Origin of the sequence: Clostridium sp. N3C, from assembly GCF_900095445.1 — a bacterium.
GTDB lineage: Bacteria > Bacillota > Clostridia > Clostridiales > Clostridiaceae > Clostridium_AU.
The window spans coordinates 1-22,204 of record NZ_FMJL01000040.1 but is presented as its reverse complement, the minus strand read 5'-3'; the positions used below and the strand labels follow the sequence as shown (position 1 = coordinate 22,204).

Below are 22,204 nucleotides of genomic sequence, written 5' to 3'. Positions count from 1 at the left end.
TATTACAACTTTTCTTAGCATATGCTGAGAAAAGTTTTTTTATTAATGGAATAGATAAATTTTAAAGAAAATTATTATTATTAAATAATTTGCATTTTATAAAAACCATTATTGAAATAAAGATAATTTAAGTTTACAATCAGATGTGGATTAGTTTTTAATTAAACTTATAATAAAATGAGGTGATTGAAATTGAAAAGAATGTCGAATGAAATCAAACGACCTTCTTTAAAAATGGAGATAACTAATTTATTACTAGCATCTGCTTTACTACCTTTAGTACTAGTAATTTTAGCTAGCTTTTGGTCTCTAGAAAGCTATGTGAGAAGTGATATTAAAGAAATTATTTCAGGTAATATTTATAGAGTCTACGATATGGTAGATAATCTCTATTCTACAAATATAGAATCTGTAGACATGCTATCGAAAGATCCTAATGCAATGGCAGCGAATGAAAGTAATGAAAGTATAACTTGGTTAAAATCAAGTTTATACAGCTTTACAAATTCTCATAAAGATATTGTTGCAGCCTTTGTGGGTACTACCAATAAAAAAACTGTAATTTCTCCTACTCAAAAGCTTCCAGATGGTTTTGACCCTACAAGCAGAAACTGGTACAAATTAGCCATAGAAAATGATGGAGAAGTAGCCGTTAGTCAACCTTACCAATCAAGTGGAGAATTTTCTGATTATGTTATAACTTTTTCAAAAACTATAAAAAATAATGAACGTGAACTTGTAGGTGTGGCAGGAATTGATGTACCTTTAACTAAATTAAACGAATTATTAGCATCAATTAGTATCAATGAAGAAGGCTATGCCATGGCAGTAGATACTAATTATAATATTATTGGTCATTCTAATAATCAAATGATTGGTCAAAACAAAAATGAGTTAACTTGGTTAAAGGAAATTTCCGACAATAGCAAAGATGAATTTTCCGTACAAATTGATAATGCTAAATTCATAGGTTTAAAAAAACTCAATCCTGAAACAGGAATAACTATAATCGGCTTAGTTCCAGTGTCACAAATAACTATCAAGGTATTTAAAACCATAACTCTTCCTCTTATAGTAATAGCTTTATCTATATTTATTATTGTCTTTATGGGATTTAGATTCGGTAAAAAATTAATTTATCCTATAAAGGAACTTGTTTCAGTATTAGATGCCGTTGGTAGTGGTGATTTTTCACAGAAACCTATACCACATAAGGATTCTAGTAAAGAAATTATCCTTATTAATAATGCTGTAAGTTCTATGATTGATGATATGGTTATAGTTCTTAAAAAAGCAAAAAATACATCAAATTCCGTTAAAGAATCCTCTGAACTATTATATACCATTTCTCAAGATGCTAGTTCAGCTGGAGAGGATGTTGCAAAGTCTGTACAACAAATAGCCTCTGGTTCAACAGAGCAAGCCAACTCCTTAAGTGAGGGTGCTACTTTATCCGATAATCTTGGAAAAGAAGTTGAAAATGCAATGTTAATATCCTCGGAAATGATAGAAGCTACTCAGGATGTAAAAAACAGTACAGAAATAGGGCTCACTTGTATCGACAAATTAAATAAAACTTATAGTGAAAATAACGAAGCTAATAAAGTAGCCCTTGAAATGTCAGAAAATCTAGTTAATAAATCTAATGAAATAAGTGTTATTACAAATACCATAAAGTCTATAACAGACCAAACTAACTTGCTAGCCTTAAATGCAAGTATAGAAGCAGCAAGAGCTGGAGAATCTGGAAAGGGTTTTGCTGTGGTAGCAGAAGAGATTAGAAAGTTAGCAGAACAATCTTCTAAAGCTACAGAGGAAATCTCAAAGGTAATTGATGATATTTACTCTAGTATATTAAATCTTCAAAGACGTATTAATTATAGCTTTGAACTTAATGAAAAGACTGGAGAAAATATAAAGAATACCAGTGAAGGTTTTAATAAAATTCAAGATTCTATGAATCTGCTTGAGAAAAATGTAAGTAGAGTAACAGAAGCTTTAAGTAATATTGAAAATCACAAAAAACAAGTTCTACTCACAATAAGTAATGTAGCTACTGTAGCACAAGAAAATGCAGCTACCACTGAAGAGGTAAGTGCTTCTGCTGAAGAACAAGCAGCAAGCTTACAAAACATAGTAAACTCTTGTGAAAAGCTAAATGAATTGTCTTCCTCTTTAGATGAAGTACTTAGAAAGTTTAAATTATAGAAAGGTAAAAAAGGAGCTGTTAGTCGACAGCTCCTTTCTCTTACTTACTTACTACATTCATTGGATTTCCTTTAATATAAGCTTCTATGTTTTCCATAGCTATGTTCATTAATCTCACCCTAGCTTCTTTTGGGGCCCAAGCAATATGAGGTGTTATAAAAATATTTTTTGCATTAAGTAACGGATTATCAGCTTTAATCGGCTCTTCTGATACTACATCCACTCCAGCAGCATATATTCTTCCACTATTCAAAGCATCAGCCAAATCTTGTTCATTCACTAAAGGTCCCCTTGATGTGTTTATGATGATTACTGACTTTTTCATTTTACTAATACTTTCTTTATTAATAATATTTCTAGTACTTTCAAACAAAGGTGCATGTAAGCTGATAATATCAGACTGAGCAAATAACTCATCCAGCTCCACATATCTCATATTTTCATTTTCCAGCTCTTTTTTTCTTCTAGGACTGTAAGCTAAAACTTTCATACCAAAAGCCTGGGCTACCTTTGATACCGCCTGACCAATTCTACCATAGCCGATGATTCCCATAACCTTACCATCAAGCTCTATTAAAGGCTTTTCCCAATAGCAAAAATCTGGACAGTTCTGCCACTTTCCTTCCTTAACAGATTTATCATGATGAGCTACATGGTGACAGATTTCAAGAATATGTGCAAATACCATCTGAGCCACAGAAGCAGTACTATAGGCTGGTACATTAGTTACTATTATACCTCTTTCCTTGGCTGCCTCAATATCTACCACATTATAACCTGTAGCTAAAACCCCTATGTATTTAATATTTGTTTTATCCATAGTCTCTGCACTTATAGGTGTTTTATTAGTTAATACTATTTCTGCATCACCAATTCTATCTATTATTTCCTCCTTAGAAGTTCTATCATAAATTTTTGCATTTCCTAACTTATGAAGTCTTTCCCAGGAAAGGTCCCCAGGATTTAGGCCATATCCATCTAAAACAACTATATTCATAAAGCTTTACCTTCCTTTCAATCTTTAGTTACTGATTATATTATATAACAAAGCAACCATTAGAATAAAATTAATTTAATCAACTCTTATTTAGAATATAGCAAAATACTAAAAAAAGCTGAGGTATTAACGTTAAAAACACTAATACCTCAGCCCTAAATCCAACTTCTCAGTATATTTACCTACTACTCTCCACAATATATTTTTCAGCGGCCAAAGCTGCTATGGTGCCATCAGCCACTGCGGTAGTTATCTGTCTATACATCTTTTCTCTTACGTCCCCTGCTGCATATACTCCCTTGATGTTAGTCTCCATATTTTCGTCTGTAATAATATATCCATTTTTATTGAGATTGATATAATCTTTAAATAAATCTGTCTTAGGATCATTACCAATGTATCCAAAGACCGCATCTAAAGAAAGTTCTTTTTCTTCTCCTGTTATTGTATTTTTTATAATAGCCTTATTAACAAAGTTTTCACCTTCTACATTTACCAAGTCCCAATTATACATTATCTCTATTTTAGGATTCTTTTCTACTTCCTCTAGGGTAGTCTTTTCTCCTTTAAAATAATCATAACGTCTAATCATTATAACCTTGGAAGCAAACCTTGTTAAGAAAAGAGCCTCCTCTAGGGCAGAGTTTCCTCCTCCTACTACTCCTATGACACTGCCTTCATATACTGCACCATCACAAACTGCACAGTAGTGAACACCTTTTCCAGAATACTTTGCCTCATTTGGTATAGGAAGCTTTCTTGGAGAGGCTCCTGTAGCTATAATTACCGCCTTTGGTTTATAAATATAACTTTCCGTTTCTACTGTTTTATCTTCATCAGTAAGATCTACACTTATCACTTGATCAAACTCATCTATAACTGCTCCTAAAGCTTTAGCCTGCTCAATCATCAGATCTGCTAAAGCTCCACCTTCAATAGTTTTAAATCCAGGATAGTTTTCTATAGTATAACTATTCCTAACTTGGCCACCAGTAATTTGATTTTCTAATAAAACCATATCAAGCTTAGCTCTAGCAGCATAAATGGCAGCTGTTAGGCCTGCAGGCCCTCCGCCTATAATCATTAAATCTAATTTCTTTACTTGCTTTTCCATATGATTCCTACGCTCCTTATATATCTATATATCAATAATTTTCTATATAGAAATAAAGTTAGGAGGAAAAAATCCTTCTAACTTTATCAAGTCTAATTATAGTCCAAGTAATTTATCTATTTGAGGTTTGTCAAAGCCAACTACGATACTTCCGTTAATGTCAAGCACTGGTACTCCTCTTTGACCTGACTTTTCAATCATCTCTTGAGCCGCTGCTGGATCTAAAGATACATTAACATCATTAAATTCGATTCCCTTAGCCTTTAAATATTCCTTTGCCTTTACACACCATGGACATGTTGTAGTACTGTATACTGTAACGCTCATCCTGATTACCTCCATAAAATTATTAATACTTACTTTTTTCTAATCTCATTTCTTAATTACATTATATACCCCTACTAGGTATAACGTCAAGGATTTATTACATTTTTAAATCTATTTTTTCCTTGCAATTATTATTCTATGCTTGTATATGTCATACCATAATTTTGCTACTATCTAAAGAATTTTTACCTATTATATAGGAAATAATATATAAATCAGGAGGTGTTACTTTGGCTAATCCATCCCTAAATCCACATGAAGCTATAGAAGCAAAAGAGCTTATGATACAACAAATGATTGGAATAAAACAACTTTCTAGCAGCTTGCAAATTGTTCAAGATGCAGAGCTAAAAAACTTTATACAGGATGCTCTAACTTCTAAACAATATTCATTAAATGAGCTCCGCACTACATTAGAAGCACAACTGGGAAAACAGTGAAAGGAGTAAGTTGAATGTCTAATGAGGTTACTGACAAGGATATTTCCCTCGATTTATTAATAAGTTCTAAAGCTACCATAACTGCTATGGCTAAAGCCATAACAGAAGCAACTAATCCAGAGCTTAGGGAGCTTCTAAGAAATCAATTAATTGCTTCCCTGAATTCTCACTATAGATTAATAGACATTTCTATAGCCAAAGGCTGGTATACTGCTGACTCTGCCCCTGAGGCCCAGCTTAAAGAAAACTTATCTATGGTTAGCCAAGTTACTCAATAAATTTTGGAGGTAGACTCATGGCTGGAAATAATAATTTATCCCCCCATGAAAGCTTAGAACTAACAGAATTACTCAATTCAAATTTAATTGTTGCAAAAAAACTTCAGGCAAATATGTCAATGGTACAAGATGTAGATTTGAAATCTTATATGGATCGATGCCTTACTACAAAGAAAAATTGCATTAAGGCTATCCAAGGCTTTAGTGGAGCTAATGAAGATAACAATTTTCAAAACCTATGATAATAAAAGCAGCTTAGATCACATGAAACATGGTTTAAAATAACTTTGTTAGTGCTAGCAAAAGCAGAAAGGAGATACATAAATGTCTCTTCTAAGTTCTTTATTTGGCAGCAACAATAATTCTATGTTGTCAGAGGAAGAAGTAGCCTCAGATATTTTAAAGGATTCTAAATTTTCTATACTTGCCCTCGTATCAGCAGCTACAGAAGCTGTAAATCCGGATATTAGAAATATGTTGCAGGATCAACTTGATACTGCTATAAAAGATCATTATGAATTATTGGATTTATTAATAAGAAAAGGCTGGTATCCTGCCTATGATAAGCCAGAAGATCAGCTAAAAAAACAGGGAGAAGAGGCTAATAGTTTCAAGTAAAAAATCTTTACCTATGTTTAAAAAATAAAAGCATCAAAATAGTCATAAGCCTAGGTAACTCCACCTAGGCTTATAAGATAGTAGCATCATTTTATAAATCTTGTTCTATATCCGCATTTCCTACAGAGCTCTTCTCTTAATTCTCCTTTAAAAAATCCTTCTAACATATTTTGAGTCCGTTCACTTGCAATAATATCTTTAAAGGACTTTTCAGAAAGATTACCTAAGTTTATAAGCCCCTCACCATCTAAACAGCAAGGAACTACAGTACCATCGGCCAGTATTCCTATCTGATCCTTCAATCCATGACAAGTACCTTTATTACCATACTCTCTTTCCTCTAATGCTGGCCATTTAAATTCAATATCTTGATTCAGATATAATCTTTCTGCAATTTTAATTCCTCTGTTACGTGTATTTTCTTCCTCTATTTTATAGGGTAGCTTAAAATAATCTTCTATTATGCTAAGAAGTTCTCTATTTCTTTCCCTTTCACCCTTGCTAGCATTAGAATCTAAATTCCAAAGTCGTAAAGCAATTATTATATTTGTTTTTTCTAAGGCTTCTTTAACAAAGTCTAATACTTCTTTCAAATATTCTCCCATAGTTATGCTATTTTCATTTGCATCAAAACTATGCAAAGAAATATTTACTTGCCTTATAGAAGGCTTCCTAATTATTTTATCCTTAATTCTGCTTAAAAGAGTGCCATTAGTAGTTATGTTAACCTTAAACTCTCTTTCAGCGCATAAGTCCAAAAATTCAGGAAGATTAGGATGTAATAAGGGTTCACCTTTAAGATGAAGATATATATAGTCAGTATAGGGCTTTACTTCATCTAGAATTTTCTTGAAGCTGTCTATATCCATAGTATGGGCCTTCCTCATAGTTTTAGGACAAAAGCTGCAAGAAAGATTGCAAACATTAGTAATTTCAATATACACTCTTTTAAATCTTTTCATCAAAGTAGCACCTCATAGTTTGTTATGAATTTAGTATTCCCCTTTTATTGGCAATAAGGTAACACATCCACAGTATAGGTTCTAAGCACCTCTCCTACACTCCAAGCTTGAGAAAAGCATCCCCGGCTTGTAGCGGAAAATTCTCCATCAAAAATTTCTGCTATACCGTTTATGCAACCATCATTCATATGATCCTCAAAAACTTCACACATTTCCTTAGCTTTCATTACTGCTTCTGCAGAGTAATCATTCACTTTGCAATAGGCAGAAATAAAGGCACCAATAGGATAGGCCCAAGTTGTGCCCATATGGTATGCACAGTCTCTTTTGAAGAGTTTACCTATATACTGCTTTTTAAATTCGGGATCTTTAAAGCTTAAAGATCTTAAGCCATAGGTAGAATATAGCTCTGCATATACCTTATTTACTATTTTCTTCTCCTTTTCTCTATCTAACATAGTAAAAGGTAAGGAAACTGCCCAAATTTGATTTGGTCTTATCTTATCATCTAACTCATCTACCACATCATACAAGCATTCCTGCTCTTCATTCCAAAACTTTTTGTTGAAGGAGTCCTTAACCTTAATAGCTAATTCCTTATAGAAACTGTTATTTTTATTATAACGCTTTGCTAAATCTCTCATAATACAAAGAGCATTGTACCAAAGGGCATTTATTTCCACAGGTTTTCCGTGTCTTGGAGTAACTACAAAATCCCCTACCCTAACATCCATCCAGGTTACCTGATCAAGACCACTGCCTGCGCGAATTAACCCATCGCTATCCATACCAATAGAAAAGTCTGTACCTTTAGAGTAAGCTTGTATAATTTCCTCCATCTTATCATATAATTTCTCTTCTACAAAGGAATAATCTTCCTTAGTACCAGTGTACTGTAAATACTGGTAAACAGCATGTATATACCAAAGGGAAGCATCTACAGTATTATACTGTGGTTCAGATCCCTTATCAGGAAATACATTTGGTACTAAGCCATTCTTAACGTATCTAGCAAAGGATTCTAAAATCTCTCTTGCCTCCTCAAAACGTTTTGTACATAAAGTAAGCCCTTCAAAGGCTATCATTGTATCTCTGCCCCAATCAGTAAACCAAGGGAAACCTGCCAAGATAGTTTTTAAGCCTGTGCTCCTTCTATCTACTATAAAATGATCCGCTGCTTTTACTAAATTTAAGGCAAAATTGTTGCTATAGCCTGATTGCTTCATTAGCTCCATAGCCCTATTCTTATATGTCTCTACAATTTCAAAGCCATTTTTATCGTCTAATTCTTCCACAGTACACTTTATGTAAAATAACTTTCTTTCATTAGGCTCTAGATCTAGTTCTATATCATAAGGAGTATAATGATTATCTAAGCCTAAGGAACCATTTCTGTTATCAAACTCATAATAATGATTTTCCTCTATTAGATAGTTTGGAGTTGCCATGCTGGTTGACCTTAACGCTCTATCCTTGTAAATTCCATCAGAAATGAAGAAACTTATAGTTATATCCTTTTTAGCTTCTGGTGTAAGTTTCAATACATTGCCACTTAACTCTCTTGTAAATTTAAGCTCATTTCTTTCAGTGGTGGCACCGGCAGGCCTAAAGTTAAATAAGGGTACAAGATTTAACTTAGCTTCTCTACTGCCATTAGTTACTTCATAGCAAACTACCACTGTGTTATGACCGTATTCCATAGCTATAGTCTTCTTAATATTTATATCCTCCACCTGATAAATATATTGCGGTACAGAATCAAAGACAAATCTTTGAAGATATTCTTGTCCGTTCTTAGCATAGTTCACATACTGTTGAGAGGTTAAGTCATATTCTCTTCCATCTACAATAATCTGTTCTTGAGTTCTAGTAAACACTGAATATCTTTCCACTGGAGGATTTATAGCTGCTATTAAATAACTATGAAAAGAGGTAAAGCCTCCGCCTATAATGGTATGGGCTGCATAACCTCCAATACCATTTCCTATTAGCCATTCTCTTTCATTTCCTTCTTTTATATTTCTCCAGTTGCCTCTTCCAAATTTATATGTAAGCTCCATAAATAAACCTCCTATAACTCTCTAATTACTCTACATGGGTTCCCTGCCGCTAAAACATTAGATGGTATATCCTTAGTAACTACGCTACCCGCCGCAATTGTAGTGTTAGCACCAATCTTCACACCAGGACATATTATTGAACCACCGCCAATCCAAACATTATCACCTATTTCAATGGCATAGCCCATTTCTATTCCCGATATCCTTTCCTGAGCATCAAGAGGATGGGTAGCAGTATAAACCTGAACATTAGGCCCAAACATAACGTTGTTGCCTATTTTAACCTTGTTAACATCTAATATGACACAATTATGATTGGCATAAAAATTCTTACCTATCTCTATGTTATATCCATAATCACAAAAGAAGTTAGGTTCTATATAACAGGATTGCTCTGTTTGAAACAATTCCTTTAATACAGCTTCCCTTTCCTCAAATTTATCCGGTTCTAAATCATTGAACTTTTTACATAGCTTCTTCGCCCTAAGCCTATCCTCACATAATTCCTTATCTAAAGAATTATAAGGCATTCCTGCTAACATTTTTTCCTTTTCTGTTAGATTAGTCATGGCCTTTCCTCCTTTTTATACTAATCAAATACTTTTCAGATAGCTTTACCTATTATTGCTTATTAATTATTCATATTATAACTAAAACTTAATACAATATGAATGGATTAATTTATACAAGAGTTTTTTCATGCTGAAAAAAAGAAATAGAGTTTTGGAGTGAAATGTATCGACCCCCAAAAGTTAGATTTAAAAATCTTACTTTTGAGGGTCGCAATTTTATATCAAAATACTCTTTTAAATTACTTTAATTCTAAGCCCCTATATTTGCAAGTTCATAGAAATAACCCTTGTTATCATATAGAGCATCAAACTGACCTTTTTCAACCACTTGCCCTTCTTTTAAAACAATGATTTCATCATACTTAGAAAGTAATTCTCTTGATAATCTATGAGTGATAGTAATTATAGTCTTATTTTCAAGATTAATAATAGAATTTTCTATATCATAGGCAATTCTATTATCCAAGGCTGCCGTTGCTTCGTCTAATAGGATTATAGGTGTGCCTTTTATCAAACTTCTTGCAATAGAAATTCTTTGTTTTTCTCCTCCGGAAAAGTTTGATCCATTTTCATTTATAAGGGTATCTTTTCCTTCAACCAATCTATCAATCAACTTCTTAAGTCCAGATAGCTCAATTGCATTTTCTAGCTCTTCCTCTGAATATCCTTGATATAAATCTATGTTTTCTTTAATGCTGCCATCAAATAAAAATACATTTTGATGAATTATTGAAATATTGCTATATAAATCTTTTTTCTTTATAGTATTTATTTCAGCATCATCCATTTTTATTGAACCATCATATTGATCATAATAGCCCAAAATTAACTTAAGCAAAGTGGATTTTCCACTACCACTTTCCCCTGTAATTGCATACTTTTTATTTTTCTCAAAAACTAAATTGATATTTTTAAGAGCTTGATTTTTATCATCATAAAAGAAGTTTACATTTTTAAATTCAATGCACTTATCAAAAGAAGTTTTACTTACTGTTTTTTCAATAGCTTCCTTTTTTATTTCTTTTTCCAGCTTATTAAAGATTAATTTATTGAACTTTATTTTACTTAAACATTCTGATACTTCCACTACAGGATTTACAATATAGTTCAATAACTGTATTGCTGCTAACATTTCACCCTACAGTTATTTTACCAGTTATAGTTAAATATACACCCATGAGAGTACTGACTGTAAATGCTCCAAAGCCAGTAAGATATGATGCTGAATCAACTGTTACCATTTTCTTAGCATAAGCATATTTGCTATCTTCTAGCTTATTATTATATTTTTTATATTCTTCAAAGGTCTCCTTTTCTATATTGAAACTTTTTATAACTTCAAAACCAGCAAAAACATCTTTAATTTTTTGAGTAAATTTATCTTGATTTTTAGATACTTCACTCTTTAATCCCTGTAGATTTTTAGATAAAAGATTAACTACTATAATTGGAATCCATCCTATAATAAACACCAATATAGTAAAACTTATATTTAGTGTTATATAAGTGATAATAGTAAAAATAAATAATATTGCTCTGGCTATGACGATTAAAATAGGCTTATAATAATCATTTTCTATAGTTGTTATATCATTAGTTAATGTGGATATATATTGGGATTTATTTACCATTGCTATATCATTATTCAATATTCCATCAAACACATCTTTTTTTAGATTTAACATTACTTTTTTAATTAGTTTAAACTCATAAACTTCTCAAAAATAACCTATAACAAAGCCTAGAAGTAAAAAAACTAGCGTTACTAGAATTGCATTGAAAAATGCTCTCATGTCAGCATTTGTAGCAGTATCAATAATATATTTAAAAATATAAGCGGTTCCTACTGTCATTAAACAATCTAAGAATATTAAACAAATTGTAATAAATAACAGGAGCTTATTCATACATAGATATTTCTTCATACAAACTACTACCTTTCATAAAATTATAATTTATATGTATATAACATCATTTATATCCATAAAATATATATTTTTAGTAGTTATATAATCAAAAATCAATCACATATTTTCACTCCTAATCTTTAAAGATTTAACCTATTACCTATAATAGGTTATAAATACATTTTTACACGTTAATTCTATTTTGGATAATTAATATTTATATTATACGGTAGCATACTTTTATAGTTAATTATATATTTTATATGTAATTATTCCTTTTATATCCATTCGTATTATCATGTAGATTAATTTTAATATGAAAGAATTAATAAATACGAAGTTCTTATATTATGTTTTACAAAAGGATTTATAATTATAAAACGCCAAAAAATAATAAAATACAAGCCGAGGTGATTCACTAAAAATCTCCTCAGCTTGTATTTAAACTTTTTGATCGTAGCAATAAAAAAGTTGTAAACTATTATTTAATAACTAAAATCCTAGCAATATTCTCAGCGGCTCTTTCTAAGTTTTCCTTACCCTTTTGCAGAGCCTCTTCTAAGGAAACTGCTCCAGGCAATATTCCTACTATTGAATCTATTCCCTTGTCATAAAGAACCTCTACTCCGTCACCGATTCTTCCGGCAAAGGCTATCACTGGGATGTTAAATTTCTTAGCGGCACTAGCAACTCCAAAAGGAGTCTTACCAAAAACAGTTTGTGAATCCACACTGCCTTCCCCTGTGAATACAAAGTCTGCTCCCTTTACCTTTTCTTCTAGGTCTGTATACTTTATTACAAGTTCTACTCCTCTTTTAAGTTCTGCATTTAGGAAGGCCATAAGACCAGCTCCTAAACCACCTGCAGCACCAGCTCCAGGCACCTTTTCTACATCCTTATTTAATTGCTGACGTATTACCTCAGCATAATGCGCTAAATTGCGGTCTAATTGCTCTACCATTTCTGGAGTTGCACCTTTTTGAGGGCCAAATACATGGGATGCTCCATTTTCTCCAGTTAAAGGATTTGTAACGTCACAGGCCACCTCTACTACTACATCTTTAAGTCTGCTATCCATATTGGTTAAATCTATTTTATGAAGTTTGTCTAAAGCTCCTCCTCCAAAAGGAAGCTCATTTCCATCTTCATCTAGCAGTCTAGCTCCTAGAGCTTGAACCATTCCTGCTCCTCCATCGTTAGTAGCGCTGCCCCCAATACCTATAAATATTCTCTTTACGCCTCTATCTAAAGCAGCTCTTATAAGTTCTCCTGTTCCATAAGTAGTAGTATATAGAGGATTTCTTTCTTCTTTGGTTACAAGTTGAATCCCGCTAGCACTAGCCATTTCTATAACCGCAGTAGATTTATCACCTAGGATACCAAAGAAAGCCTTAGTTTTTTTACCTCTTGGTCCTGTAACTTCTACCTCAATTATTTCTCCATTTGTGGCATCAACTAAGGATTGAACCGTTCCCTCTCCACCGTCTGCCATAGGAACCTTTACACACTCTACATCTGGAATTACTTTTTTTATCCCGGCCTCCATAGCTTCTGCTGCTTCTTTGGCGGTCATACTCTCTTTAAATGAATCTGGGGCCAAAACAAATTTCATTTACTTTTCCTCCTTTGAAAGAACGCTGTGAATACTGTTATATTTTTATACTAAGTTTAAAGTGTCCTATTATAGAATAATACCGTATATTATAGTTGAAACTATAGTCATAGATAAACCTATTAAAGATTCATAAGGTATAAGTTTTAATCTTTCCTTCATGTCCATAAATACACTACCACCAGTTGCATGGAAGAAGCTTCCGTGTGGAAGGTGATCTAAAACTGTAGCTCCTGAATGAATCATTGCTGCAGCATTTAATGGTTGTACACCAAGATCTAATAGAGTTGCTCCAAATACCTGGCTTCCTACTGTTGTACCAGAAGTTGTAGAAGCAGTTGCTGCTGACATTAATATACCAGCTAAAGGCGCCAAAGCAAAGGCTGGTAGACCTAAAGAATTCATAGAATTTATAATAACATCTTTTAAGCCTGAGTTTGCTATAATACCGGAAATTGTTCCTGTACCTAGAAGTAGTATAGCGACACCACTCATTTTGCCAATACCAACTTCTGCATACTTATTTATATTCTTTATTTTACCCATAGCTAAAGCACCTATTATACCACCAACTGGAAGTGCTATCATTGGGTCTATGCTTATATTAAACAATGGTCTTAATGCTAAAATGATAATAGCTACTAATGGTCCTACTATAGCTGATAAAAATCCTGGTTTATCTTGAACTTCAGATTCACTACCAACAACTTCTACAGCACTACCTTTATGTGCAAGCTTCTTAGCTACTATAACTGTAACTATAAGTCCTACTATAGCTGGTATTATTCCAGCAGCCATTACTGAAGTTAAAGGTTGATTAAATGCATCAGATGCTGCAATTGCATTTGGGTTTGGAGATATAATGTTTCCTGCCTTACCTCCACCTATCATTGCTATTAAAATACCTGTTCTGCTTATCTTAGCTTTTTTCGCCATTGCCAATGCAATAGGTGCAACAGTTATAACTGCAACGTCAATAAATACGCCTACTGCTGTTAATACCATGGTTGCTAATGCTAATGCTATAAGAGAATTAGCTTCTCCTAACTTTTCTACGATGGTTTCTGCAATTTTTGCTGCTGCACCGGATTGAATAAGTACACCGGCCAAAACACCAGCTGTTAAAATTCTTAATATTGCAGTGATCATTCCCTTAGCGCCATCCATCATCAATGTAACTGTGCCTCCAAGTCCAGCACCACCTACAAGGCCACCAACTAGAGCTCCCAGTATCAATCCATAAGCAGGATGGACCTTTTTAATAATCAAAAATATTGCCACTACTAATCCTATTACTGCTCCCAAAGCTGTAACTTGCATATCTTTTCCTCCTCTTTGGTAATTATAATTTATAATATGAATTCCTTTGCATTTCATATTATAAACCTTCCTGTAATCATTTTCATTGGGTCCAAGTTTAATTATCAAAGATATTTTTTGTTCATATGCACAGTTACTTGTTGTTTTGCCCCTTTAATTTATATAAAATACATGCCACAAACAACTCCAACAAATCCATAAGGTTCCTAGGATCTTTATTAGTGATTTCTTCAATCTTTTTCAATCTATAATTCAAACTATTTCGATGAATATGCAATTCCTTTGCTACATTATTCACTTCACCATTAAGGGCTATATAAGTAATAAGAGTGTCTATTAAACTTATCCCCTTTGATTCCTCAAGAAGCTTATTTATTAAAGGATTAATTAAATCACCTTCTATATTACTTGCTATAGTATCAATAAAGGCAAGATTCTTATAATCACAAATAGTTTTATCCAATTGAAGTTTTTCAGCAATTTCAATAGCTCTTATAGCCTGCTGCACAGATTTAGCCATTACTTGTTGTCCAAGTCCAACTCCTACCCTTATTATTTTATCTACACTATCACAAAGCCCTAGAATCCTATTCTTCACCTTTGAATTATCTTTCATAAAGATTAATACTTGATCAAATCTCAATTTAATTGCATACTCATCCTCATGCAAATATCTTTTAATCTTTCTTAATATATCGTTTTCGCTACTTTTTATAACTATAGCCCTTCTATTTATACTTAAATCTACTTTATTTAAATTTGCCATATGCATAAAATTTTCATCATAGCAATCATTATAAGTCCATTGATAAAGAAACTCTTCCTTTAGTCTCTCCTCCACTCTTTTTTCATTAAAGGCATACTTTTGCTCAACGAGAAGTTCTGCTGTTACTTTAACAATATCCGCAAATGGTTGCACCTCTTCAGGCTTTCCACTGATACCTATAACTCCTATAACAGTATCATTAAAATATATTGGCATATTTACCCCGGGCTTTGCTCCATCCTGATTTTTATAAATAACTATGAGTTTTTCTTCTTTAATAGCTGTTACAGCTCCCTGGTGTAACTGTCCTATCCTGCTCTTATCTCCACTTCCAATTATAACTCCCTTTTCATCCATTATATTTATATTGTATGGTACAACGCCCATCATCTTATCTACAATGTTTTGTGCTAATTTTTCCGTTAATTTAATCATTTTAATTCCCCTTTTCCTAGTCTTCTTTTGCAAAAAAATTCATATATATTATAACACATGGCGCCATTACTAATTTATTCATAACTTTGTATTTGACAAATATATTAAGTCCAATTATATTTATCATAGGTGTCCATTAGTGCACCACTACAACATATAGTTTAGGGGGCGACTCATTTTGAATAGAAAATGGTGGAAAGAAGCAGTTGCATATCAAGTATATGTTAGAAGCTTTAAGGATTCTAACGGTGATGGTATCGGTGATTTACAGGGTCTTATTGAAAAATTAGATTACCTAAAGGACTTAGGTGTAGATGTTATTTACTTAAATCCAATTAATAAATCTCCAAACTATGATAACGGTTATGATATAAGCAACTTCAGAGACATTATGGACGAATTTGGTACAATGGAAGACTTTGATCAATTAATCAAAGAACTTCATAAGCGAAACATGCGTTTTATTCTTGATATGGTTATTAATCATACTTCCCATCTTCATCCTTGGTTTATTGAAAGTAGAAAATCTAAAGACAACCCTTACAGAGATTATTACATATGGCATCCTGGTAAAAACGGTGCACCACCAAACAACTGGGGTTCCTTCTTTGGCGGAAGTGCTTGGGAATATGATGAAGCTACTGGCGAATATTATCTTCACATCTTCTCAAAGGAACAGCCAGATTTAAACTGGACAAACGAAAATGTAAGAAAAGACATTAAAGAGATGCTTAAATTCTGGCTAGATAAAGGAGTAGATGGAGTTAGATTAGATGCTATAAACCATTTAGCAAAGGATCATAGCTTCCCTGATGGACCTGTGAAAGAGGGTCAAATATACGGAGACTTTATAAAATACGTTCAAAATCTTCCAAAGGGCCATGAATACATACGTGAATTAAGAGAAGATGTGTTCAACACTGATGATCTTGTGCTCATAGGAGAAACTGGTGGAATAAGCTATCATAATACCCACCTATATACCGGTGATGACAGAAAAGAACTTCATATGACCTTCCACTTTGATATGAACGGTATGGGTAGATCCAGTAACCCTGCAGAAAAGGGTACTTTAAACTTAAAAGAATTAAAGGATAAGATGACCGGTTGGCAACTTATAAAAGAAGATGATGGTTGGGTTCCATTATTCTACTCTAATCACGACAGCACTAGAACCGTTTCTAGAATGGGTGACGATGAAAAATATTGGAGGGAATCTGCTACCCTTTTAGCTACTTTGCAGTTTACTCAGAAAGGAACTCCTTTCATTTACTATGGTGATGAAATTGGAATGACTAATGCTCATCATTTCCAAATAGAGGACTACAGGGATATTTCTGTTCATAACACCTATAAGGACTATGTAGAGTCTGGATTAAAGACAGAAGAACAATTTCTTGCAGAGCAGCGCAATAGCAGCAGAGATAACTCCAGAACTCCAATGCAGTGGAATGATAAAGAAAATGCAGGATTTAGTACTGCTACTCCATGGATTAAAGTAAACCATAATTATAAGGAAATAAATGTTGAGAAGCAACTGGCTGATGAAAATTCCATATTAAACTTTTATAAGTCTATAATTAAGCTTAGAAAGAATTACCTTTGTCTCGTATATGGTAGCTTTACTGAGCTTTACCACGAACATCCTTCAATATACTCCTACATTAGAGAATTAGATGGAGTGAGAATTCTAGTAGTTACTAATTTCTTTGATAAGGAAGCTAACTTCAGTCTACCAGAGGATATTGAATACAATGAAGTTGAATTGTTGTTAGCTAACTATTCAACAGGGGAAAGTGATTTAAGAAACTTGAATCTTAGAGCTTATGAAGCAAGAATATATAGATTAAATTAATTTATTATAGCGTCAATGTGATTTATTTCACTTGGCGCTTTTCTTTTTCCTTCATTAGTGTTTTGCTTATGATAATTATGGGCATACTAGTAGTTACTAATAAACTGGGAAAAGGAGCTAGTTACTTAAATTTTATTAACTGATACGGAGGCTCTTACTTATGAAAAAAATTATAATTTCAAGTATTTTCTTAATACTACTTTTTACTGGCGCATACTATGTAGTTTCCAATACAGACATTTCTCCTGTCCCTAATAAGACTAATACAAATAGCAATACAACTAATAAAGAAGCAAATAATAATGGTACTTCTACCAATAATGAAAGTTCTACTAATTCTGCAGATAATAATAGCTCTAAAATTTTAGCACCAGATTTTTCTCTCTCAGATTTAGAGGGCAATATAGTAACCTTAAGTGAGTTAAAGGGAAAGAAGGTATTCTTAAACTTTTGGGCAAGCTGGTGCGATCCTTGTAAAGAAGAAATGCTGCACATTGAAAAACTCTACCAGGAAACTAAGAATTCGGACCTTATAATCTTAGCTATAAATTCAACGGAGGATAAAAAGGCTATAGAATCCTTCTTAAAGGAGAACAACTTAAACTTTACCGTGTTGATGGATTCTAGAGAAGAAACAGCTATCAATTACTTAACCGGTTATATACCTTCTTCTTTCTTTATTAATAAAGAGGGATATATAGTTTCCTCAATAGTAGGTTACATGACTTACGATGAAATGAAGGCTAATATAGAAGCCCTTGATTAATAGAAAGCACTGAACATAAACAGTGGCTTTTTAACTATTTTTTTGTTAGTATTTATGTAGTATAACCTAATTAAAATTTAGTTTGATATTATACTTTAACTAAATAAAGCCACCGTCTTTTAAGGAAGTGATATCAATGGATTTATTTGATTTAGCCAATAATAAAAACAATATAAGCTATAAACCTTTAGCAGAGAGAGTTCGTCCAGAAACCTTAGAGGAATATATCGGTCAAAAGCATATACTAGCTAAGGATAAAATGCTTTATAGGGCTATAATGACAGATAACATATCCTCTGTTATTTTTTATGGCCCACCTGGTGTGGGAAAAACAACTTTAGCTAGAATAATAGCTAATCATACCAAAGCTAATTTTATAGAGCTCAGTGCCGTAACCGCTGGTACATCAGAGGTAAAAAAGATTGTTACAGAAGCAGAAACTAATTTAAAACTGTATGGTAAAAAGACCATTCTTTTTCTTGATGAGGTTCATCGTTTTAATAAATCTCAACAGGATTCCTTACTGCCTTCAGTGGAAAAGGGCCTAATTATTTTAATAGGCGCTACTACAGAAAATCCTTATTTTGAAGTAAACAACGCTTTGTTATCAAGGTCAATGATACTGGAATTAAAGCCCTTAACGGAACAAGATGTGATCATTGCCCTAAAAAGAGCCTTAAAAAGTCCAAAGGGTTTTGCTGATCTAAATATAGAAATTGAGGAAGAGGTATTTAAATATTTTGCTATTCACAGCAATGGAGATATCAGAAAAGCCTTGAATGCTCTAGATATGGCAGTGAGAACCTCAAAAAGGGTTTCAGATAAAATTATTATTACAGTAGAGGATGCTAAAGAATGTATTCAAAGAAAAATGAGTTTATATGATAAAAATGGTGATAATCATTATGATACCATAAGCGCCTTTATTAAATCTATGAGAGGCAGCGATCCCGATGCCACCGTTTATTATTTAGCAAAAATGTTGGACGCTGGGGAAGATCCTGTCTTTATAGCAAGACGAATACTAGTACATGCTTCCGAAGACGTAGGTAATGCGGATCCAATGGCCTTAGTTGTAGCAAGCAGTGCTATGATTGCAGCCCGTACTATAGGCATGCCAGAATGTAGAATTAACCTTGCACAAGCAGCTCTTTACATAGCCTGTGCACCAAAATCCAACGCTACCATAGAGGCCATAGACACTGCTATGGAAGAAGTAAAAAGTAATAGGGATTCCGGTATTCCTCCTCACCTTAGAGATGCTCATTACAAAGGTGCATCCCAATTAGGCCATGGACTTAATTATAAGTATCCCCACGCCTTTGGCGGTTTTGTAGAACAACAATATCTTCCGGATTCTCATAAGGACAAGATCTACTATAAACCTAGTCGCAATGGTATTGAAGCTAAAATCTCTGAAAGATTAAAAAAGCTATGGAAGAACAAAAAGTACCCTGGAGTTTAATCCTCTCCTTGGTACTTTTCTAATTTACAGTATCCTCTTTTCCTTGTTTAACCTTATTGCTTGTAAACCTTAATTTCTACCTTTCCAAAGTTCCCTTATAACCACTGGTACCTTCAGATACATTTATTACATTATACCCCTTTTCCTTTAGTTCATTACAAGCCTTTAAACTTCTGTTTCCTGATTGGCATATTATATGATATTCCTTACTCTTATCTAGAAAATTTTCTGGTTTATCTAAAACTTCATCCATAGGTATATTTTTAGCACCTGGTAAATGTCCATTTCTATATTCATAGGGCTGCCTTATATCTATTAAATTTACACTATTTAACTTAGAGCTTAACTCATTTACATTAATTGATTTCACTTTACTGTTGTTAGAATTATTAATCATTTCTTTTCCTCCTTAGTTTATTCTTAATAGCTTCCTACAGCTATTTTTTAAAATAACATATTATAATACCTTTCAAGCTTATCTTTTATTTCCCTAACACTTATATAACGGGCCTCTCTCAACACTTCTTTACCTTCCACATACATTAAAATAGCTGGTATGGTAAAGATATTGTAAGCAGCAGATAATTCTAAGGATTTTTCAACATCTACCTGTGCCTTAGCTATTTTAGGAAAACTTTCAAGCATTTCTTCCATTTTAGGTTTTAATGCTGTACATACTCCACAGCCTTTACTTCCAAAATAAATTAAAGCCATGGTGTCTTTTTCTATAAAATCTTCTAAATCCTCCTTAGCTTCCAGTAACTTCACTGCCTACACCACCTTATATATTTCTTAACGTTCATAATCTGATTTTATTATTCTTATATAAAGTATTCAATATACAATAAAGCACTGGCCTATTTTGACCAGTGCTTCTATATAAATGTTCTTATAAACATACTTCTCCACTTTGGAAGTTTATGCAATCATAAAGTACTCTCTTTAAATCTAGTACCTCTTTCATCTCAAAGTATCCTACTTTTCTATATATATAATTTACCGCCTGAATAGCTCCTTGAGCAAATATTTCTCTTGAGAAGGATTCATGGCTAATTTCTATTTTATCATATTCTCCAATGATTTTCACTTCATGCTTTCCAACTACACCACCGGCACGGATAGCGGTAATTGGTATATCCTTGTTATATACTCCTGAGGACTTTAACCCTCTTTCCATCTCAAATGCAATTTTGCTTGCAGTACCTGAAGGTGCATCTTTCTTATGTTTATGATGTGTTTCTATTATCTGAAAATCATAGTTATTTAATATATTAGCTGCTATATTGCTCAATAACATTAAGGTATTTACTCCTAATGTTATATTTGGTGCATAAACAATACCATTATGATATTTATATGCTAAATTACTTAATTCGTTAATCTCTGCTTCTGTAAAACCAGTTGTACCTATAACCATGTTAATTTTTAATTTAGCTAAAAGTTTAGCTGCCTTCATAGCTGCTTTAGGATTCGAAAAGTCCACAACTACATCTGGTTTAGTTCTTAAAATAACTTCCTCCAAGTCATTGGAAGAGGACACTATTACGTCAGAGTCTATATCTGATATTATATCTTTTAATGCCATACCTGCCTTTTCACTTGAAGGACTACATACCGCCGCTACTAGCTCCATATTTTTCTGCTTTGCAATACCTTTAGCTATGTATTGCCCGGTACGTCCTAAACCTATTTGGCACACTTTTATCATTTATCACCCCTCCTTTTTAAGATATAAATTTTCAGAGTTTACTCTATCAAACAGTAGTTTTAGAATATAATAACTAGTTATTGAAGATACTTCTTTATAGGGTCTTATTAGATATGAAGATATAGACTTTATTGCTAGAAATAGATTTATAAATATAAATTCGAGTTATAACTAACAACTTAATTGTAACATAAGAGTTGTTTGTAGTCAATATATGGTGACCCTTCATAATCTTAAAAATATGGCATAAAAAATGGACCCCATGGACTTTATCCACTTAAAAGGCATATTGTATATTTAAAATAAACTCCGCTCCAAACCACTTTCCCTCAAACCCTTATGCCTTCTAGTCTTAACCCTATTCTCCTAATCTCTTCCAGATAATAAAGTCCGCTCTAAAATTCCATATTTTCATCCCATTTATTAACACTTTTTCCTTATTTCTTGTAACATTTTTTAAAATAAAGTCGGTTCTAAATAGGGGTAAGGTGCAAGATGAACAGGGTAAAGTTTCAAGGGTTAAGGGATAAGAGTTCATTTCACTTTTCCATTGCTTTATCAATATTATCTTCAATATAGTCTTCAATCCCTTTAAAATCAATACTTCTAACCTTATCTAATACTTCTTAACCATAATAACCTTATTCCTTACACCTTAACCCTTTCACCTGTTAAAATGCAAACCCCGCAGCAAATGAAGATTTCTCCTGCATCTGCTACGGGATTTTGGAACGAACTTTATTTTTATAGAGCGAACTTTATTTTCATGGAGTGAACTTTATTTGAATTATACA

The 22,204-nt window shown here is 32.9% G+C and carries 22 protein-coding genes; 8 read left to right on the top strand and 14 right to left on the bottom strand.

Features of this window, described 5'->3' with window-relative positions; genetic code table 11:
- Window positions 1-201: 201 nt before the first annotated feature.
- On the top strand, window positions 202-2,208 hold the full coding sequence (locus N3C_RS10825; protein ID WP_242944088.1) for a methyl-accepting chemotaxis protein: 2,007 nt from the start codon (window positions 202-204) through the stop codon (window positions 2,206-2,208).
- Window positions 2,209-2,248: 40 nt separating this feature from the next.
- On the opposite strand, the gene N3C_RS10820 is transcribed toward N3C_RS10825, so the two are convergent.
- From N3C_RS10820 to N3C_RS10810, 3 genes are all read right to left on the bottom strand, one after another.
- Complete coding sequence (locus tag N3C_RS10820; protein ID WP_074366046.1) at window positions 2,249-3,205, bottom strand: D-2-hydroxyacid dehydrogenase; 957 nt, start codon at window positions 3,203-3,205, stop codon at window positions 2,249-2,251.
- A gap of 178 nt (window positions 3,206-3,383) precedes the next feature.
- The gene (gene trxB, locus N3C_RS10815; protein WP_074366045.1) at window positions 3,384-4,319 is read right to left on the bottom strand and encodes a thioredoxin-disulfide reductase; all 936 of its coding nucleotides are present in this window, start codon (window positions 4,317-4,319) and stop codon (window positions 3,384-3,386) included.
- Window positions 4,320-4,415: 96 nt separating this feature from the next.
- Window positions 4,416-4,646 (bottom strand): glutaredoxin family protein, encoded by a 231-nt coding sequence (locus N3C_RS10810; protein WP_074366044.1) that lies wholly within the window; start codon window positions 4,644-4,646, stop codon window positions 4,416-4,418.
- A gap of 230 nt (window positions 4,647-4,876) precedes the next feature.
- On the opposite strand from N3C_RS10810, the gene N3C_RS10805 reads away from it, so the two are divergent.
- The 4 genes from N3C_RS10805 (at window position 4,877) to N3C_RS10790 (ending at window position 5,982) form a co-directional block, all read left to right on the top strand.
- Window positions 4,877-5,086, top strand: coding sequence for a hypothetical protein (locus N3C_RS10805; protein ID WP_074366043.1), 210 nt, complete (start codon window positions 4,877-4,879; stop codon window positions 5,084-5,086).
- 14 nt (window positions 5,087-5,100) lie between these two features.
- Window positions 5,101-5,364, top strand: a complete 264-nt coding sequence (locus N3C_RS10800; protein WP_074366042.1) for a spore coat protein — start codon at window positions 5,101-5,103, stop codon at window positions 5,362-5,364.
- Window positions 5,365-5,381: 17 nt separating this feature from the next.
- The gene (locus N3C_RS10795; protein ID WP_074366041.1) at window positions 5,382-5,606 is read left to right on the top strand and encodes a hypothetical protein; all 225 of its coding nucleotides are present in this window, start codon (window positions 5,382-5,384) and stop codon (window positions 5,604-5,606) included.
- A gap of 82 nt (window positions 5,607-5,688) precedes the next feature.
- Complete coding sequence (locus N3C_RS10790) at window positions 5,689-5,982, top strand: spore coat protein (protein ID WP_074366040.1); 294 nt, start codon at window positions 5,689-5,691, stop codon at window positions 5,980-5,982.
- An 86-nt stretch (window positions 5,983-6,068) separates the two neighbouring features.
- On the opposite strand, the gene N3C_RS10785 is transcribed toward N3C_RS10790, so the two are convergent.
- The 8 genes from N3C_RS10785 to N3C_RS10755 all read right to left on the bottom strand — a co-directional run bounded on the left by N3C_RS10785 (window position 6,069) and on the right by N3C_RS10755 (window position 15,616).
- A complete protein-coding gene (locus N3C_RS10785) occupies window positions 6,069-6,944 on the bottom strand; it encodes a radical SAM/SPASM domain-containing protein (protein WP_074366039.1) in 876 nt (291 codons plus the stop codon).
- Between the two features lie 44 nt (window positions 6,945-6,988).
- Window positions 6,989-9,004, bottom strand: coding sequence for an amylo-alpha-1,6-glucosidase (locus N3C_RS10780; protein WP_074366038.1), 2,016 nt, complete (start codon window positions 9,002-9,004; stop codon window positions 6,989-6,991).
- 11 nt (window positions 9,005-9,015) lie between these two features.
- Window positions 9,016-9,573, bottom strand: a complete 558-nt coding sequence (locus N3C_RS10775) for a sugar O-acetyltransferase (protein WP_074366037.1) — start codon at window positions 9,571-9,573, stop codon at window positions 9,016-9,018.
- A gap of 253 nt (window positions 9,574-9,826) precedes the next feature.
- Window positions 9,827-10,708 carry an ABC transporter ATP-binding protein gene (locus tag N3C_RS14770; RefSeq protein ID WP_083604525.1) on the bottom strand — a complete coding sequence of 294 codons (882 nt, stop codon included), beginning with the start codon at window positions 10,706-10,708 and terminating at the stop codon, window positions 9,827-9,829.
- Window position 10,709: 1 nt separating this feature from the next.
- Window positions 10,710-11,261 (bottom strand): ABC transporter transmembrane domain-containing protein, encoded by a 552-nt coding sequence (locus N3C_RS14765; RefSeq protein WP_083604524.1) that lies wholly within the window; start codon window positions 11,259-11,261, stop codon window positions 10,710-10,712.
- Between the two features lie 703 nt (window positions 11,262-11,964).
- Complete coding sequence (locus N3C_RS10765) at window positions 11,965-13,095, bottom strand: glycerate kinase (RefSeq protein ID WP_074366036.1); 1,131 nt, start codon at window positions 13,093-13,095, stop codon at window positions 11,965-11,967.
- A 69-nt stretch (window positions 13,096-13,164) separates the two neighbouring features.
- Window positions 13,165-14,415 carry a GntP family permease gene (locus N3C_RS10760; RefSeq protein ID WP_074366062.1) on the bottom strand — a complete coding sequence of 417 codons (1,251 nt, stop codon included), beginning with the start codon at window positions 14,413-14,415 and terminating at the stop codon, window positions 13,165-13,167.
- A gap of 133 nt (window positions 14,416-14,548) precedes the next feature.
- Window positions 14,549-15,616 carry a CdaR family transcriptional regulator gene (locus tag N3C_RS10755; RefSeq protein ID WP_074366035.1) on the bottom strand — a complete coding sequence of 356 codons (1,068 nt, stop codon included), beginning with the start codon at window positions 15,614-15,616 and terminating at the stop codon, window positions 14,549-14,551.
- 178 nt (window positions 15,617-15,794) lie between these two features.
- Here N3C_RS10755 and N3C_RS10750 point away from each other — a divergent pair, with 178 nt between their 5' ends.
- From N3C_RS10750 to N3C_RS10740, 3 genes are all read left to right on the top strand, one after another.
- On the top strand, window positions 15,795-17,471 hold the full coding sequence (locus tag N3C_RS10750) for a glycoside hydrolase family 13 protein (protein ID WP_074366034.1): 1,677 nt from the start codon (window positions 15,795-15,797) through the stop codon (window positions 17,469-17,471).
- Window positions 17,472-17,631: 160 nt separating this feature from the next.
- Window positions 17,632-18,237 carry a TlpA family protein disulfide reductase gene (locus tag N3C_RS10745; RefSeq protein ID WP_074366033.1) on the top strand — a complete coding sequence of 202 codons (606 nt, stop codon included), beginning with the start codon at window positions 17,632-17,634 and terminating at the stop codon, window positions 18,235-18,237.
- 136 nt (window positions 18,238-18,373) lie between these two features.
- Window positions 18,374-19,702, top strand: a complete 1,329-nt coding sequence (locus N3C_RS10740; protein WP_074366032.1) for a replication-associated recombination protein A — start codon at window positions 18,374-18,376, stop codon at window positions 19,700-19,702.
- Between the two features lie 76 nt (window positions 19,703-19,778).
- On the opposite strand, the gene N3C_RS10735 is transcribed toward N3C_RS10740, so the two are convergent.
- The 3 genes from N3C_RS10735 to dapB all read right to left on the bottom strand — a co-directional run bounded on the left by N3C_RS10735 (window position 19,779) and on the right by dapB (window position 21,410).
- Window positions 19,779-20,099: a rhodanese-like domain-containing protein gene (locus N3C_RS10735; protein ID WP_074366031.1), complete on the bottom strand. Its 321-nt coding sequence runs from the start codon at window positions 20,097-20,099 to the stop codon at window positions 19,779-19,781.
- 47 nt (window positions 20,100-20,146) lie between these two features.
- Window positions 20,147-20,470 carry a thioredoxin family protein gene (locus N3C_RS10730; RefSeq protein WP_074366030.1) on the bottom strand — a complete coding sequence of 108 codons (324 nt, stop codon included), beginning with the start codon at window positions 20,468-20,470 and terminating at the stop codon, window positions 20,147-20,149.
- A 121-nt stretch (window positions 20,471-20,591) separates the two neighbouring features.
- Window positions 20,592-21,410 (bottom strand): 4-hydroxy-tetrahydrodipicolinate reductase, encoded by an 819-nt coding sequence (gene dapB, locus N3C_RS10725; protein ID WP_074366029.1) that lies wholly within the window; start codon window positions 21,408-21,410, stop codon window positions 20,592-20,594.
- Window positions 21,411-22,204: the final 794 nt, after the last annotated feature.